At 52.4% G+C, this 14,456-nt stretch carries 13 protein-coding genes; all 13 read left to right on the forward strand.

What is annotated here, in order from left to right:
• Positions 1–146 precede the first annotated feature (146 nt).
• Positions 147–1,442: an EF-P 5-aminopentanol modification-associated protein YfmF gene (gene yfmF / locus EDM57_RS03780; protein WP_122903440.1), complete on the forward strand. Its 1,296-nt coding sequence runs from the start codon at positions 147–149 to the stop codon at positions 1,440–1,442.
• 2 nt (positions 1,443–1,444) lie between these two features.
• Positions 1,445–2,737: an EF-P 5-aminopentanol modification-associated protein YfmH gene (gene yfmH, locus EDM57_RS03785; protein ID WP_122903441.1), complete on the forward strand. Its 1,293-nt coding sequence runs from the start codon at positions 1,445–1,447 to the stop codon at positions 2,735–2,737.
• A 3-nt stretch (positions 2,738–2,740) separates the two neighbouring features.
• Positions 2,741–3,478 (forward strand): elongation factor P 5-aminopentanone reductase, encoded by a 738-nt coding sequence (gene ymfI / locus EDM57_RS03790; protein ID WP_122903442.1) that lies wholly within the window; start codon positions 2,741–2,743, stop codon positions 3,476–3,478.
• Positions 3,479–3,584: 106 nt separating this feature from the next.
• On the forward strand, positions 3,585–3,854 hold the full coding sequence (locus tag EDM57_RS03795) for a DUF3243 domain-containing protein (RefSeq protein WP_122903443.1): 270 nt from the start codon (positions 3,585–3,587) through the stop codon (positions 3,852–3,854).
• Between the two features lie 108 nt (positions 3,855–3,962).
• A complete protein-coding gene (locus EDM57_RS03800) occupies positions 3,963–4,742 on the forward strand; it encodes a YmfK family protein (RefSeq protein ID WP_122903444.1) in 780 nt (259 codons plus the stop codon).
• Between the two features lie 12 nt (positions 4,743–4,754).
• A complete protein-coding gene (locus EDM57_RS03805) occupies positions 4,755–5,654 on the forward strand; it encodes a helix-turn-helix domain-containing protein (RefSeq protein ID WP_122903445.1) in 900 nt (299 codons plus the stop codon).
• Between the two features lie 112 nt (positions 5,655–5,766).
• Positions 5,767–7,113 carry a 30S ribosomal protein S12 methylthiotransferase RimO gene (rimO, locus tag EDM57_RS03810; RefSeq protein ID WP_122903446.1) on the forward strand — a complete coding sequence of 449 codons (1,347 nt, stop codon included), beginning with the start codon at positions 5,767–5,769 and terminating at the stop codon, positions 7,111–7,113.
• On the forward strand, positions 7,114–7,689 hold the full coding sequence (gene pgsA / locus EDM57_RS03815; RefSeq protein WP_005834099.1) for a CDP-diacylglycerol--glycerol-3-phosphate 3-phosphatidyltransferase: 576 nt from the start codon (positions 7,114–7,116) through the stop codon (positions 7,687–7,689).
• 108 nt (positions 7,690–7,797) lie between these two features.
• Positions 7,798–9,042, forward strand: coding sequence for a competence/damage-inducible protein A (locus tag EDM57_RS03820; RefSeq protein ID WP_122903447.1), 1,245 nt, complete (start codon positions 7,798–7,800; stop codon positions 9,040–9,042).
• 7 nt (positions 9,043–9,049) lie between these two features.
• Complete coding sequence (locus EDM57_RS03825) at positions 9,050–10,639, forward strand: DEAD/DEAH box helicase (RefSeq protein WP_122903448.1); 1,590 nt, start codon at positions 9,050–9,052, stop codon at positions 10,637–10,639.
• A 170-nt stretch (positions 10,640–10,809) separates the two neighbouring features.
• Entirely contained in the window at positions 10,810–11,868 is a 1,059-nt protein-coding gene (gene recA / locus EDM57_RS03830; protein ID WP_122903449.1) for a recombinase RecA, read from the forward strand.
• Positions 11,869–11,951: 83 nt separating this feature from the next.
• Positions 11,952–12,599: a RecX family transcriptional regulator gene (locus EDM57_RS03835; protein WP_122903450.1), complete on the forward strand. Its 648-nt coding sequence runs from the start codon at positions 11,952–11,954 to the stop codon at positions 12,597–12,599.
• Positions 12,600–12,879: 280 nt separating this feature from the next.
• Positions 12,880–14,421, forward strand: a complete 1,542-nt coding sequence (gene rny / locus EDM57_RS03840) for a ribonuclease Y (protein WP_122903451.1) — start codon at positions 12,880–12,882, stop codon at positions 14,419–14,421.
• The last annotated feature ends 35 nt before the right edge of the window (positions 14,422–14,456 follow it).

Below are 14,456 nucleotides of genomic sequence, written 5' to 3' on the forward strand. Positions count from 1 at the left end.
AAAAGGGGATTAGCGGAGTCTAATGGAGGACCGCATGCGCATACGATGGAAAACAAGGCAATGATAATGGAAGATTCTGATGAAAGATGACCTGCCAATTGGTTACAATAGAGAAGTATACGCAGTTGGAGAAGGGAGAAGTTGCCATGAAAGCACAGACGTCTGATATTGCGTTTCAAAGCTCCCAAATAAACGGGATGAACGTACATATTCTTCCGACCGCCAAATTCAAAACCACGACAATCGTGACGATGATCGAACAGGCTCTGTCGGAGGAGCACGTGACCAAGACCGCGCTCCTGGCGAGTGTCATGAAGCGGGCCAGCGCCCGTTTTCCGGAAACCAAGCAGTTGCGTGAGCACCTCGATTTTTTGTACGGCGCCATTTTTGATGTCGATGTCATGAAAAAAGGCGAGCGGCAAATTTTGCAAATTTATATGGAAGTGCCAAATGAGAAGTACCTGTCCAAAGAGGACGGTCTTCTGGAACAGGCGATTCAGTTTGTCGGTGACATGCTGGTGCGGCCGCACGTAGAGAACAATGCGTTTGCCGAGAAGTATGTGACACAGGAGAAGGAAGCGCTGCGAAAGCGGATTGAGAGCCTGATTGACGACAAGATGAAGTACGCCAATCAGCGTGTGACGGAAGAAATGTGCAAAGGAGAGCCGTTCTCCCTGCTCGTTCAGGGCCGGGTACAAGACTTGCCGGCGATCACTGGCCAGGAGCTGTATCGCTATTTTCAGGAAATCACCCAGTCCAATCCGATCAACATGTTTGTCGTCGGTGATGTCGAGCCGCAAACCGTTGCCGATGCGATTCGCACGCATATCCCGCTTGTGCGCAAGGGAGCGGGCGAACTGAAGTTCGATGTTGCGGAGAAGCACGCTGTGGAAGAAAAGGAAGTCGTCGATCGTCTCGATGTGAACCAGGCCAAGCTGAATATCGGCTGCCGGACGCAGGTGACGTACAAGGATGACGATTATCCGGCCTTGCTGTTGTACAATGGCATTTTGGGCGGATTCCCGCATTCCAAGCTGTTTGTCAATGTCCGGGAAAAAGAAAGTCTCGCCTACTACGCCGTATCGCGTCTGGAAAGCCATAAAGGGATCATGATGATTATGTCCGGCATCGACGTGAACAAATACAGTCGTGCTGTCGAGATCATCAAGGAGCAACTGGAGCAGATGCGGGCAGGCAATATTTCGGAGGCAGAGCTGACGCAGACGCGAGCTACGCTTTCCAACCAGTTCCGCGAGCTTCTGGACAGTGCCCGCGGCATGATTGACTTTACGTTCAACGGCGTAATCAGCGGCCGCAAGCGCAAGCTGGATGAACTCCTCGCTGCGATTGAGCAGGTCAGCATCGACGACATCAAACGGGTAGCGAACAAGGTAACGATTGATACGATCTACTTGCTGCGCGACAAGAAGGGAGAGGCGTAATCATGCAGACGACTGTTTTTGAGCAAGTAAACGAGACCGTCTACCACGAGACATTGGACAATGGGCTGCAAGTTTTCCTGGTTCCCAAGCAAGGCTTCAGCAAGACGTACGCCGTATTTACCACACGCTACGGCTCGATTGACAGCCACTTCAAGACGCGCAGCGGCGAGGAAATCAACGTGCCGGACGGGATCGCGCATTTTCTTGAGCACAAAATGTTTGAGAAAAAAGACCGGGATGTGATGCACGAATTCAGCAAAAACGGAGCCTCCTGCAACGCATTCACCAGCTTCAACCGCACCGCATACTTGTTTTCGTGCACAGACAAGCTGGATGACAATCTGAATTTGCTGCTCGATTACGTGCAGGAGCCGTATTTCACGGATGCCAGCGTGGAAAAGGAAAAAGGAATCATCGGCCAGGAAATCACCATGTACGACGACAATCCGGACTGGAAGGTCTACATGAATTTGCTCAAGGCGATGTATCAAAAATATCCGATCAACATCGAAATTGCGGGCACGATTGAATCGATCTCGCACATTACGAAAGAGTACCTCTATCAATGCTACGAAACGTTTTACCATCCGGCGAACATGCTGCTTCTGGTCGTAGGCTCGTTTGAACCGGAGGCGATTATGCAGCTTATCCGCGAGAACCAGGGGAAAAAAGAATTTCCGCCTGCTCCGCAAATTACCCGGATTTTTCCCGAGGAGCCTGCTGCCCCGGCTCAGGGAAAGATCGAAGCGTTTCTCGCGGTTGGCCTGCCCAAGTGCATGATCGGCATCAAGGAAAAGGAAACGGGTTTGACCAAGGAAGCTTTGCTGCGCCGGGATTTGACGACGAAGCTCGTGCTGGATATTGCGTTTGGCACCAGCTCTGCCATTTACGAGCGGCTGTATGAGAGCGAGCTGATTACGGACAGCTTTGATTTTGACTACAGCAGCGAACAGGATTACGCCTATACGATCATCGGCGGAGACACGCCTGACCCGGATCGGCTGGTGGCGACGATCAAGAAAGAAATCGAGCAGCTCAAGCAAAAAGGGATCAGCCAGGAAGAATTCGAGCGGGCCAAGCGGAAAAAGATCGGCAATTTCCTGCGCTCGCTCAACTCCGTGGAGTTTATCGCCAATCAGTTTACGAGCTTCAAGTTCAACGGAAACGATCTGTTTTCCGTGGTGCCAACATTGGAATCGATTACACGCGAAGAAGTGGAGGCGCGTCTGAAGGAGCATTTTCTGGAAGAGCAGATGGCGGTATCTGTCGTGCGTTCCGCTTCGCCGCAGGAGTAGGAAGTGGCTATGAAGGAAACACCTTGGGCATTGGTGACGGGGGCCTCCGGCGAAATCGGGCAGGCGATTGGTACCTATCTGGCTGAAGCAGGAGTCCCCCTCTACCTGCATTACAACCGTTCAGAGAACAAGCTGGACAGTCTGGTGCAACTGTGCCAGGAGCACGATGTCCCTTGCGTCAAGCTGCAGGCAGACTTGCGCGATCCTGGGCAAATTGCCGCGATGTTCGAGCAGATGTCATCCCCGCCGCTTTTGGTTGTCAATAACGCCTCGGCCGATCACGTCGGACTGTTTACCGACGTGTCGGTCGAAACGTTTGACGAACTGGTGGCGACGAACGTCCGCTCTGCCTTTTTGGTCTGCCAGGCCGCCTTGCCCGCGATGCTGCGCGAGCGATACGGACGAATCGTCAACGTCTCGTCGATCTGGGGACTGACCGGCGGCTCCTGCGAGGTGCTTTACTCCTTGACCAAGGGCGCGATCAACACGTTTACCAAAGCGCTGGCCAAGGAGATGGCACCGAATGGCATCACAGTCAATGCTGTTGCTCCCGGAGCGATCCGGGGCGGGATGATGGAGCGCTTTTCCCCGGATGAGGTGGAGTTGATCGCAGACGAAATTCCGGCGAACCGTCTGGGTGATCCGCGCGAGGTGGCAGCCGTCGTGCGTTTTTTGCTGTCTGCGGACGCCAGCTATGTCACAGGTCAGATCATCAGTCCAAACGGTGGCTGGTACACATAAGCGCTGTTTGCGCGGGCGTGAATAATTTCCGAGAAATGGTGGAAGTCTACCTCTTGTGCGGGTGGTAGATACCGCTGCCCCAATGAAAAAAGGAGGGAATTTCCTAATGTCGATTTTGGACAACTTTCGCGACTGGAAAGAGTTTCTCGGAGAGCGAGTAGAACAAGCGAAACAGGCGGGTATGGACAACGGGACACTGGAAAACGTGGCGTACCAGATCGGAAGCTATCTGGCAGAGCAGGTCGACCCGAAAAACGACCAGGAGCGTCTGTTGAAGCAGCTTTGGGATGCAGGCGATCAGCAGCAGCAACAAGCACTTGCTTCTCTCATGGTGAAGCTCGTACAAAATTCCGATAATATCAATCGTGGCAACTAAACGTTTAAATCCCCTATTCATGGGGATTTTTCTTTTCGCGTTTGTCGAATGATGCGAACGTGATATACTACAGTAGAAGGTTATTTTGGGTGCCGGAGAGGATTGCATATGGAAGCGAAAAAAGAATGGTACATGGAGTACGAAATTTCCCGAAACCGTCCGGGTTTACTGGGGGACGTGTCTTCCATTCTGGGGATGTTGAACATTAATATCATCACGATCAACGGCGTGGATACGATGCGGCGCGGCATGCTGCTCTTGACGGACGACGATGAAAAAATGGAGGTTTTGCGCAACGTTGTGCAAAAAATGGACAACATAACCATAACGAGGTTGCGTCCTCCGACCATGCTTGACCGTCTTGCCGTCCGTCATGGCCGATACATCGAGCGCGACAGCGAGGACAAAAAAACGTTCCGCTTTGTGCGCGACGAGCTGGGGCTTTTGGTAGACTTCATGGCCGAGATTTTGAAAAAAGAAGGTCATCAGCTGATCGGCATCCGGGGAATGCCGCGCGTGGGGAAGACGGAGTCGATGATTGCAGCCAGTGTCTCGGCGAACAAGCGCTGGACGTTCATTTCCTCTACGTTGCTGCGGCAAACGGTGCGAAGCTCCTTGGCCATTGATGAAATGTCCCCCGATCATGTATATTTGATAGATGGGATTGTTTCAACGCTGCGATCGACAGAGAAGCACTACACCCTGCTTCGGGAGATTATGAACTTTCCTGCCGCGAAAATCATCGAGCATCCGGATATTTTTGTGCGGGAGTCAGAGTACGAAATGTCTGATTTCCACTACATTATTGAATTACGCCACCATCCAGATGAAGAAATTACATACGAGCTGATTAACAATCGCGGCTTTGATAATTTTGACATGAATTAAGGAGGGGCAGCTGTGTCTGAGCTAGGTCAAGTCCTGCAAAGGGCCCGCGAAGAAAAAGGAATCACGCTCGACGACATCCAACGAATTACCAAGATACAGCGGCGGTATTTGGAGGCCATTGAAAGAGGTCATTTTCATGTACTTCCCGGCCACTTTTACGCGCGTGCGTTCATAAAAAGTTATGCGGAAGCCGTCGGTCTGGACCCGAATCACATCCTGACGCACTTTCAGGCCGATTTGCCAGCCCAGCCACCTACGGAGCAAGTGGAAAGGCTGCGCCGCAGGAGAGTTGCTTCCGCGAACAATCCGTTGCAGGCGGGACGTTGGGTCACCAAGACATTACTGGTGTTGTTTATTGCCTTGATTATCGGCGTGATTTACGTCGCAGCGGTAAACAACAACGACGATACGTTCACCCAGCCTATACCGAGCGGAACGGTCACTCCAGGAGCGGAAATCGTCACTCCGGGCAACGGTGGTGGAGTTTCCACCTCTCCGATCGCACAGCAGCCGCAACCGCCATCTGCTGTCACGCCTGTTACTGAGCCGGGAACGACGACACCCGAGCCTGAAGTCTCTCAGGCGACGGTCACGTTTGAATCGCAGCAAGGTTCCATCTACAACTACTCCCTGCAGGGTGGAGAAAAAATCACCGTCCACCTGAAAGTGAAGGAAGACAGAAGCTGGTTCGGGGTATCGGAAGGAAAAGGCAAGAAATACGTCGAGGAAGGCGAACTGAAAAAGGGAGCCAAGGAAGAAATCACGATTGAATTGAAGAAATCGGCGTATGTGCGTCTTGGAAAACCGACCGTCGTCGAATTGACGGTGAACGGAGCGGTGATCGATACGTCCAAAATGAAGTTCATGCCGTCGAACATCACCATCAAATTGAAAGAAGCAGCAGCACAGTAGGCAAGCGTAAAGCTTGCCTTTTATACTTTCGTCTCTTTTGACACTTCCTTTAGGCTTATATTATACTGGATAGGTGTAATATGGGCTGGTGTGACCAATTGGAGGAAAAAAGATGACAGAGAAGGCAGGCACGCGAGAAAAAGTAGCGATTGTTACGCTGGGCTGTGAAAAAAATCTTGTCGATTCGGACATGATGGCCCATCTGATAGATGAAAAAGGCTATGAACTGGTTGACAATCCGGAAGAAGCAACCGTGGTCATTGTCAATACCTGCGGTTTCATCGATGCAGCCAAAGAGGAATCGGTAAACAAGATTCTGGAAATGGGTGAATTGAAGGAAACCGGCAAGCTGAAATCGCTTGTGGTGGCAGGCTGTCTCACACAACGCTACAAAGAGGATATCTTGAACGAGATTCCCGAGGTGGACGGCATTGTCGGAACAGGCGATTTTATGTCGATTACAGAGATCATTGAAGAATCGCTGGCTGGCAAGCGCCCGATTTTCGTGGGCAACCCCATCTTCACGTACGAAGATGTCGTGAAGCGCAAGGTGAAGGAAGGCACGTACTCCGCATACATTAAAATTGCCGAGGGCTGCGACAATGCCTGTACCTTCTGCAGTATCCCGCTGATGCGCGGTGGCTTCCGCAGCAGAACGATTGAGTCAATCGTCGAAGAGGCCCGCCACCTGGCTTCGCAGGGAATTGTGGAAGTGAGCCTGATCGCTCAGGATTCCACCAACTACGGTGCAGACATTTACGATGGTAAGCAGATGCTGCCAGAGCTCTTGAACCGTTTGGCAGAGGTGGAAGGAATCGAATGGATTCGCCTTCACTACGCCTATCCGGGCTTTTTTACAGACGAGCTGATCCAAACGTTTGCTACCAATCCAAAAGTGTGCAAATACGTCGACATGCCGCTGCAGCACTCGGAAGACCACATTCTGAAAAAAATGCGTCGGCCGGGTCGACAAACGGACATTCGCGAGCTGGTGGCGAAAATCCGTGCGCAAGTGCCGGATGTAGCGTTGCGCACCTCGCTGATCGTCGGCTTCCCCGGCGAGACAGACGAGGACTTCGAGCGTCTGTGCGAGTTTGTGAAGGACATCGGCTTTGATCGTTTGGGTGTTTTTACGTATTCCAATGAAGAAGACACTCCGGCTTCCCGTTTGCCGAATCATGTGGACGAAGAAGTCAAGGAAAAGCGTGCAAACATGCTGATGGAAATTCAGCGTGAGATTGCAAGCGAGCGCAACGGCCGCTTCGTCGGCCAGGTGCTGGACGTTCTTATTGAACGCTACGAGGGACGCAACGACATTTATGTAGGCCGGACGCAATACGACGCCCCGGAAATTGACGGGGAAGTATTCGTAACAGGGTTCAAAGGCAAATTGGGCTCTATCGTAAAAGTCAAGATCACACACTCCTATGAATACGATTTGGCCGGGGAGGTAGTCTAGGTGAATCTCGCCAACCGCATCACCCTCGCCAGGATTTTCCTGGTTCCGGTAGTCATGTTTTTTCTGCTGGTGCGTTACAACATCGGGACATTTTCCATTGGCAGCCTGACGATGACGTATAACGAGCTGATTGCGGCTTTGGTGTTTATCCTAGCAGCCAGTACGGACGGACTCGACGGTTACATCGCTCGCAAACGCAAGATCGTGACGAATCTGGGGAAATTTTTGGACCCGCTGGCAGACAAACTGCTCATCTCGGCAGCGCTGATCTCCCTCGTGGAGATGCAGCGGCTGGAAGCGTGGATTGCGATTGTCATCATCAGCAGGGAGTTTGCTGTAACAGGTTTGCGTCTGGTTGCTGCGGCAGAAGGACAGGTAATTGCCGCAAGCGCATTGGGTAAACTGAAGACATGGGTCCAGATTGTGGCGATTACCGCTGTCATGATCCGCAACTTTCCCTTCGAATTTTTCGGGATTCCGTTTGACGAAGTCGCCACGTGGGCGATGGTCGTTATCACGCTTTATTCCGGGTACGACTACTTTGCGAAAAATCGCAACGTCATCCAATACTCGTAGCTACGGGTATTGGTCTCTTTTTTCACAAGACTCTTCTCTATAGCCACTAACGGTGATAAACTGTTGGGTTAGAGGCTTTTCTACTCTCAAAGAGAATGGATGAGGAAAATGAGAGCGGAGATTATCGCAGTAGGTACCGAGCTTTTGCTAGGCCAAATTGCCAACACAAATGCCCAGTTTCTTTCGCAGAAGCTGGCGGAAATTGGCGTGGGAGTCTATTTCCATACGGTTGTAGGAGATAATGCAGAGCGATTGCGGCAGGTCATTGCGCTCGCTTCCGGCCGATCCGATCTCGTCATTTTTACAGGAGGGCTTGGGCCGACACAGGATGATCTGACCAAGGAAACGGTGGCAGCACACGTAGGTGTCGGGCTGGAGACAAACCCGGAAGCCATGGAAAGAATCGAGCAGTTCTTTTTGCAACGTGGGATTGTCATGACGGAGAACAATCGGAAGCAGGCGCTGGTGCTTTCAGGCAGCCATGTCTTTTCCAATGACTTCGGGATGGCGCCTGGGATGGCGATCCGTCATGACAGTTGTACGTTCGTGCTGCTCCCTGGACCGCCGAGCGAGCTGTACCCGATGGTGGAGCGCTACGTGATGCCGTATTTGACGGGCTTGTTGCCAGAGAAGCAAGTTTTTCATTCACATGTGCTGCGCTTCTATGGAATCGGGGAATCCGCGCTGGAGGAGCGATTGCTGGATTTGATTGAAAAGCAGGACAACCCGACGATCGCGCCGTATGCCAAGGAATTTGAAGTGACGCTCAGGCTCACGGCAAGAGCGTCTGCGGCAGAAGAAGCAGAAGCGCTGATTTTGCCGGTGGAAGAAGAGATTCGCAAGCGTGTTGGCGAGTATGTGTACGGGATGGGGGAAGATTCGTCCCTGCACGCGGTACTGGTGAGCGAGCTGAAAAAGCGAAACGAGACGATCGCAAGTGCGGAGAGCTGTACAGGCGGTACGGTCGCTTCGTTGATTACGTCCGTACCCGGCAGCTCTTCTGTTTTTCGGGGAGGCGTAGTCTGCTATACAAACGATGTGAAAACCCAGTTGCTTGACGTACCGGAAGAGGTTTTGCAAACGGACGGGGCCGTCAGTCGGCAAACAGCGCAGTTGCTTGCAGAAAATGTGCGAGCCAGGCTGGGGGCGACATACGGTGTGTCCGTGACGGGTGTGGCTGGACCCGACCCTTCGGAGGGCAAGCCTGTTGGCCTTGTCTACGTTGGAATTGCGGCTGAAGGGATGCCCACAGCAGTAAAAGAACTGCGTCTGGCTGGCAGAAGACAGGCGATTGTTGGGCGTGCCGCCAAATATGCGCTGTTTTACGCGCTGCAAATGCAAAAAGAAAGGTGACGTTTTCATGACGATGTTTTCTGATTTTCCTTTACATAAATCAATTTTGCAGGCGATCCACGATATGGGCTTCGAAGAGCCATCGCCGATTCAGGCTGCCTGCATTCCGAAAGTGCTGGAAGGGGGCGACCTGATCGGTCAGGCACAGACGGGGACCGGCAAGACCGCAGCTTTCGGGATTCCGCTCGTGGAAAAAATTACGCCAGCGAACCGGGTACAAGCAATCGTACTGACTCCGACCCGCGAGCTCGCCATCCAGGTTGCGGGAGAGCTGCTGCGTATCTCCAAATACAAAAAAGTACGCACGCTGCCGATCTACGGCGGACAATCGATCGGCCATCAGATTCGCGCCCTGCGCCAAGGTGTACAAATCGTCGTAGGGACACCTGGCCGCGTGATGGATCACCTGCGCCGCAAAACATTGAAGCTCGATCATGTACATACGCTCGTTTTGGATGAAGCGGACGAAATGCTGGACATGGGCTTCATCGAAGACATCGAGACAATCATTACACATATGCCGGAAGAGCGTCAGACCCTGCTTTTCTCCGCAACAATGCCGCCTGAAATCAAGCGCCTCGCTACCCGCTACATGAAGCAGCCGCAAACGATCGCTGTCAGCCGCGAGGAAGTGACAGCACCATTGATCGAACAGGTGTATTACAAAGTGTTTGACCGAAACAAAGTAGAGAGCCTCTGCCGCATTCTCGACAGTGAGGATGTAGAGCTTGGCATCATCTTCTGCCGCACCAAGCGCGGGGTGGATGAGCTGTCCGAAGTGCTGCAAGCCCGCGGGTATTTGGCGGACGGCTTGCACGGCGATCTTTCCCAGGCGCAGCGCGACAAAGTCATGAATGCCTTCCGCGAAGGCTCCATCGAGTTTTTGATCGCAACGGACGTAGCAGCGCGCGGAATCGACGTCGGAAACGTTTCCCACGTCATCAACTACGACATTCCGCAAGACTCCGAGAGCTACGTGCACCGGATCGGACGTACAGGCCGTGCCGGACGCAAAGGTATTGCCATGACTCTGGTGACTCCGCGTGAAGTCAGACAGATGATGTTCATCCAGAAGCAGACAAAAGCGCAAGTGCTGTCCCGCAACGTTCCGTCGCTGGAAGAAGTGGCCGAGCGCAAGCAGGAACAGCTTCGCGAGCAGTTGACCAGCCTGTTGGAAAGCGATGCGATTGCGGACATGTACCAAAAAGTAGCGGAATCGCTCGTTGGCCAGTACCCTGCTGAAAAGGTTGCCGCTGCGGCACTGCACCTGGCTTTCCATACGGAAGCGGGGCAAATGCAGGAGACAGAAGCGTACAACTTCGGAGAGACAGGTGCGGCAAAAGGCATGGTGCGTTTCTTCCTGAACGTAGGCCGAAATGTGAACATGAAGCCGCAGGATTTGGTTCGCGAGATTTCCGAGTCGGTCGGCATCCCGGGCAAAGCAGTGGGACGCATCGACATTTTCGAGAACTTTACGTTTGTGGAAGTGCCGGAGGACGTGGCGCCGTTTGTCTATGAATCGCTCCGTCAAACCCGGATCAACGGCAAGCGCATCAACCTGGAGCCGGCGAAGCCGCGCGGTGCGAAGCGCTCCTAGTTCGCTTCAGGCGTAAAGACAGACAGCCATTTTGCTGGGAATATCCAGAAAATGGCTGTTTTTTCGTGATGCGAATATTTGTTCGCAAAAAATACTTGGCAAACGGTTCTATCTCGATGTATGATGAAGACAAGCAAAAGAGATGCGAATAGTGAAAGGGTGTGTACCATTTGTCAGATCGTCGCGCAGCTTTGGAGAGTGCATTGCGTCAAATAGAAAAGCAATTTGGAAAAGGTTCCATCATGAAGTTGGGAGAGGTGGCCAACGTTCAGATTTCCACCGTTTCCAGTGGGGCGTTAGCTTTGGACATCGCGTTGGGTGTAGGTGGATTCCCGCGCGGACGTATCATCGAGATTTTTGGACCAGAGTCTTCCGGTAAAACCACCGTAGCACTGCATGCCATCGCAGAAGTGCAAAGACAAGGTGGACAAGCGGCTTTCATCGATGCCGAGCACGCGCTGGACCCTGTCTATGCGGCCAAGCTGGGCGTGAATATTGATGAGCTGCTGCTCTCCCAGCCGGATACAGGGGAGCAAGCATTGGAAATTGCCGAGGCGCTGGTACGCTCCGGTGCGGTCGACATCATTGTCGTGGACTCGGTAGCAGCGCTCGTTCCGAAGGCAGAAATCGAGGGCGAGATGGGAGATTCCCACGTAGGTTTGCAGGCCCGTCTCATGTCGCAGGCTTTGCGCAAGCTGTCCGGTGCGATCAACAAATCGAAGACGATTGCGATCTTCATCAACCAGCTGCGTGAAAAAGTAGGCGTGATGTTCGGGAACCCGGAAACCACTCCTGGTGGACGCGCACTGAAGTTCTACGCGAGCGTGCGTCTCGATGTTCGCAAAGCCGAAGCGATCAAGGTCGGCAACGATGTCATGGGCAGCAAGACCAAGATCAAAGTCGTGAAAAACAAAGTAGCGCCGCCGTTCAAGGTTGCTGAAGTGGACATCATGTACGGGGAAGGGATCTCCAAAGAGGGCAGCATCCTCGATATTGGTTCCGAGATCGACGTCGTGCAAAAGAGTGGTGCGTGGTACTCCTTCAACGATGAGCGCCTTGGCCAAGGGCGGGAAAACGCGAAAATTTTCCTCAAAGAAAATCCTCATATTGCAGCGCAAATCGAGGCGAAAGTTCGCGAGTATTTCAGCCTGAACCCTGGTTCTGTTCCGGAGGCAGAGCCAGTGATTGATCCGGAGCAAGAGGAAGAGCCGATGTTTGACCTCGATTAATGAGCTACTGCGTGCAAAATCAACAGCCTGTCGATGAGACAGGCTGTTTTGTGTGAAAAACGTTTCGAAAGGAGCAAAAGCGCATGAAGGGAGGCCAAATCACTGCCGTTCACCGCGATTATAAGCAGAAGCAGCGCTACCATATCGATTTGGATGGGGAGTATGCATTTACGGTACATGAAGACATACTGATAAAGTACAACCTGTTCAAAGGGACACAGGTGGACGAGGCATTTTATGGCGAAGTGCTGGTCGCAGAAGAGAAGCACAAGGCGTATCTGGGCGCGTTGAAATATTTGGGGCTGCGTCCGCGCACGCGCAGTCAGCTGCATGCGTACTTGCTGGAAAAAGGCTTTGATACCCGCGTCGCTGATGAAATCTGCCAGCGCTGCGAGGAGCAAGGGTACATCGACGATGAAGCGTTTGCCAAGCAATGGGTGGAGGAGAGGCTGCGCCTGAAGCCGCGCAGTTCCTATATGCTGCGGATGGAACTGGCGCAGCGCGGCGTGGACAAGTCGATTGCAGAGGATGCCGTGCAGGGCATTTCCAGAGAGGCTGAACTGGAAGCAGCTCGCGCTTTGGTAGAGAAGAAAGCGCGACGCATCGCAGGAGCGCCGAATCGTGACGAGGAGAGAAAGCTCTTGTCCATGCTGATGCGCAAAGGATTCGCGCATTCCATCATTCAGCAGATTCGGGAAGAATTGCGCCAGAGAAGGGATGGGCAGGACTGACTCGATTTGCATGTTCTTGACAATTCTTGTTCACAAATAATAAAATAGGTTTGTATTTACTTGGTGTATCATAACTTTTTGCGCTTTGCTCACTCGTTGCCTGTGAAACAACTGAACAACCGTGCGATAGCTGTACGGATTCAGCGGACCGAGTAAAATCGGTCCTGTTTTTTAGCGAATGTTCAAATGTGAGAGCAAAACGAAAGCGGCACTCCATGAAAAACGAATGCGTGGAAAGCGGGGAGATGTCTTACAATAAGGAGGTGAAACGAAAAAGCCTATGGACGCTATACTAACAGTTGTCATCGTGCTCGTCGCCCTGCTCATCGGCTTGGCTGCTGGCTACTTCATTCGTAAATCGATTGCGGAAGCAAAAATCTCCAGTGCGGAGGAAGCTGCACGCCAGATCGTCGAGGAAGCGAAACGGGATGCCGAAGCCGTTAAAAAGGAAAAGGTGCTGGAAGCGAAGGATGAGGTGTTCAAGCTTCGTTCCGAAGCAGAAACCGAGTTGCGTGAACGACGCAACGAGATCCAGCGTCAGGAACGGCGTATTTTGCAAAAAGAGGAAACGCTGGACCGCAAGATGGAACAGTTGGAGCGCAAGGAAGAAGAGCTGTCTGAGCGCGACCGGACCATCGCAGAATTGCAAAGCAAGGTAGAGCACTTATATAAAGAACAAGTTTCCGAGCTGGAACGCATTTCCGGGCTGACGCAGGATGAGGCGAAAACGATCATTCTGACCGATGTGGAAAATACCGTTCGCCACGAAATGGCTGTGATGATTAAAGAAATCGAGACACAGGCCAAAGAAGAGGCAGACAAGCGCGCTCGTGAAATTATTACCACCTCCATTCAGCGCTGTGCAGCCGATCACGTGGCAGAGACTACCGTTTCTGTTGTGACGCTGCCAAACGATGAGATGAAGGGCCGGATTATCGGACGGGAAGGACGCAACATTCGTGCGCTGGAGACGTTGACCGGTATCGATCTGATTATCGACGACACACCGGAAGCCGTCATCCTGTCTGGCTTTGATCCGATCCGCCGGGAAATCGCCAAAACAGCGCTCGACAAGCTCGTAGCGGACGGCCGCATCCACCCTGCCCGCATTGAGGAAATGGTGGAAAAAGCACGCCGTGAAGTAGACGAGCGCATTCGTGAATACGGCGAACAGGCAACATTTGAAACCGGAGTACACGGCCTGCATCCGGACCTGATTAAGATTCTGGGACGACTGCGTTACCGTACCAGCTATGGTCAAAACGTGCTGAAGCACTCGATGGAAGTGGCTCATCTCGCTGGCCTGATGGCAGCTGAACTGAAAGAAGATGTGAAGCTGGCCAAACGTGCAGGTCTGTTGCACGACATCGGTAAAGCGATTGACCATGAAGTCGAAGGTTCACACGTGGAGATCGGTGTGGAACTGGCCAAGAAGTACAACGAGCATCCAGTGGTTGTCAACAGTATTGCTTCTCATCACGGTGATACCGAACCAACTTCCGTCATTGCTATGCTCGTGGGAGCCGCAGATGCTCTGTCTGCTGCACGCCCAGGCGCACGCCGTGAGACATTGGAGACATATATCAGACGTTTGGAGAAACTCGAAGAAATCTCTGAGTCGTTCGATGGCGTAGAAAAGTCTTATGCGATTCAAGCGGGACGCGAAATTCGTGTTATGGTTCAGCCGGACAAGATTGATGATGCGGAAGCTACCCGTCTGGCGCGGGATATTACCAAACGAATTGAAAATGAACTGGACTACCCTGGTCACATTAAAGTGACAGTCATTCGTGAGACACGGGCGGTCGAGTATGCAAAGTAAAGTGGCTGACGGCCACTTTACTTTTTTTCTGAGAA

The organism is Brevibacillus gelatini (assembly GCF_003710935.1).
Lineage (GTDB): Bacteria > Bacillota > Bacilli > Brevibacillales > Brevibacillaceae > Brevibacillus > Brevibacillus gelatini.

Excerpts from the sequence above, each read along its gene's own strand:
- yfmF (WP_122903440.1), top strand. The coding sequence starts at position 147 with ATGAAAGCACAGACGTCTGATATTGCGTTTCAAAGCTCCCAAATAAAC.
- yfmH (WP_122903441.1), top strand. The coding sequence starts at position 1,445 with ATGCAGACGACTGTTTTTGAGCAAGTAAACGAGACCGTCTACCACGAG.
- EDM57_RS03795 (WP_122903443.1), top strand. The coding sequence starts at position 3,585 with ATGTCGATTTTGGACAACTTTCGCGACTGGAAAGAGTTTCTCGGAGAG.
- EDM57_RS03800 (WP_122903444.1), top strand. The coding sequence starts at position 3,963 with ATGGAAGCGAAAAAAGAATGGTACATGGAGTACGAAATTTCCCGAAAC.
- rimO (WP_122903446.1), top strand. The coding sequence starts at position 5,767 with ATGACAGAGAAGGCAGGCACGCGAGAAAAAGTAGCGATTGTTACGCTG.
- EDM57_RS03820 (WP_122903447.1), top strand. The coding sequence starts at position 7,798 with ATGAGAGCGGAGATTATCGCAGTAGGTACCGAGCTTTTGCTAGGCCAA.
- EDM57_RS03825 (WP_122903448.1), top strand. The coding sequence starts at position 9,050 with ATGACGATGTTTTCTGATTTTCCTTTACATAAATCAATTTTGCAGGCG.
- EDM57_RS03835 (WP_122903450.1), top strand. The coding sequence starts at position 11,952 with ATGAAGGGAGGCCAAATCACTGCCGTTCACCGCGATTATAAGCAGAAG.
- rny (WP_122903451.1), top strand. The coding sequence starts at position 12,880 with ATGGACGCTATACTAACAGTTGTCATCGTGCTCGTCGCCCTGCTCATC.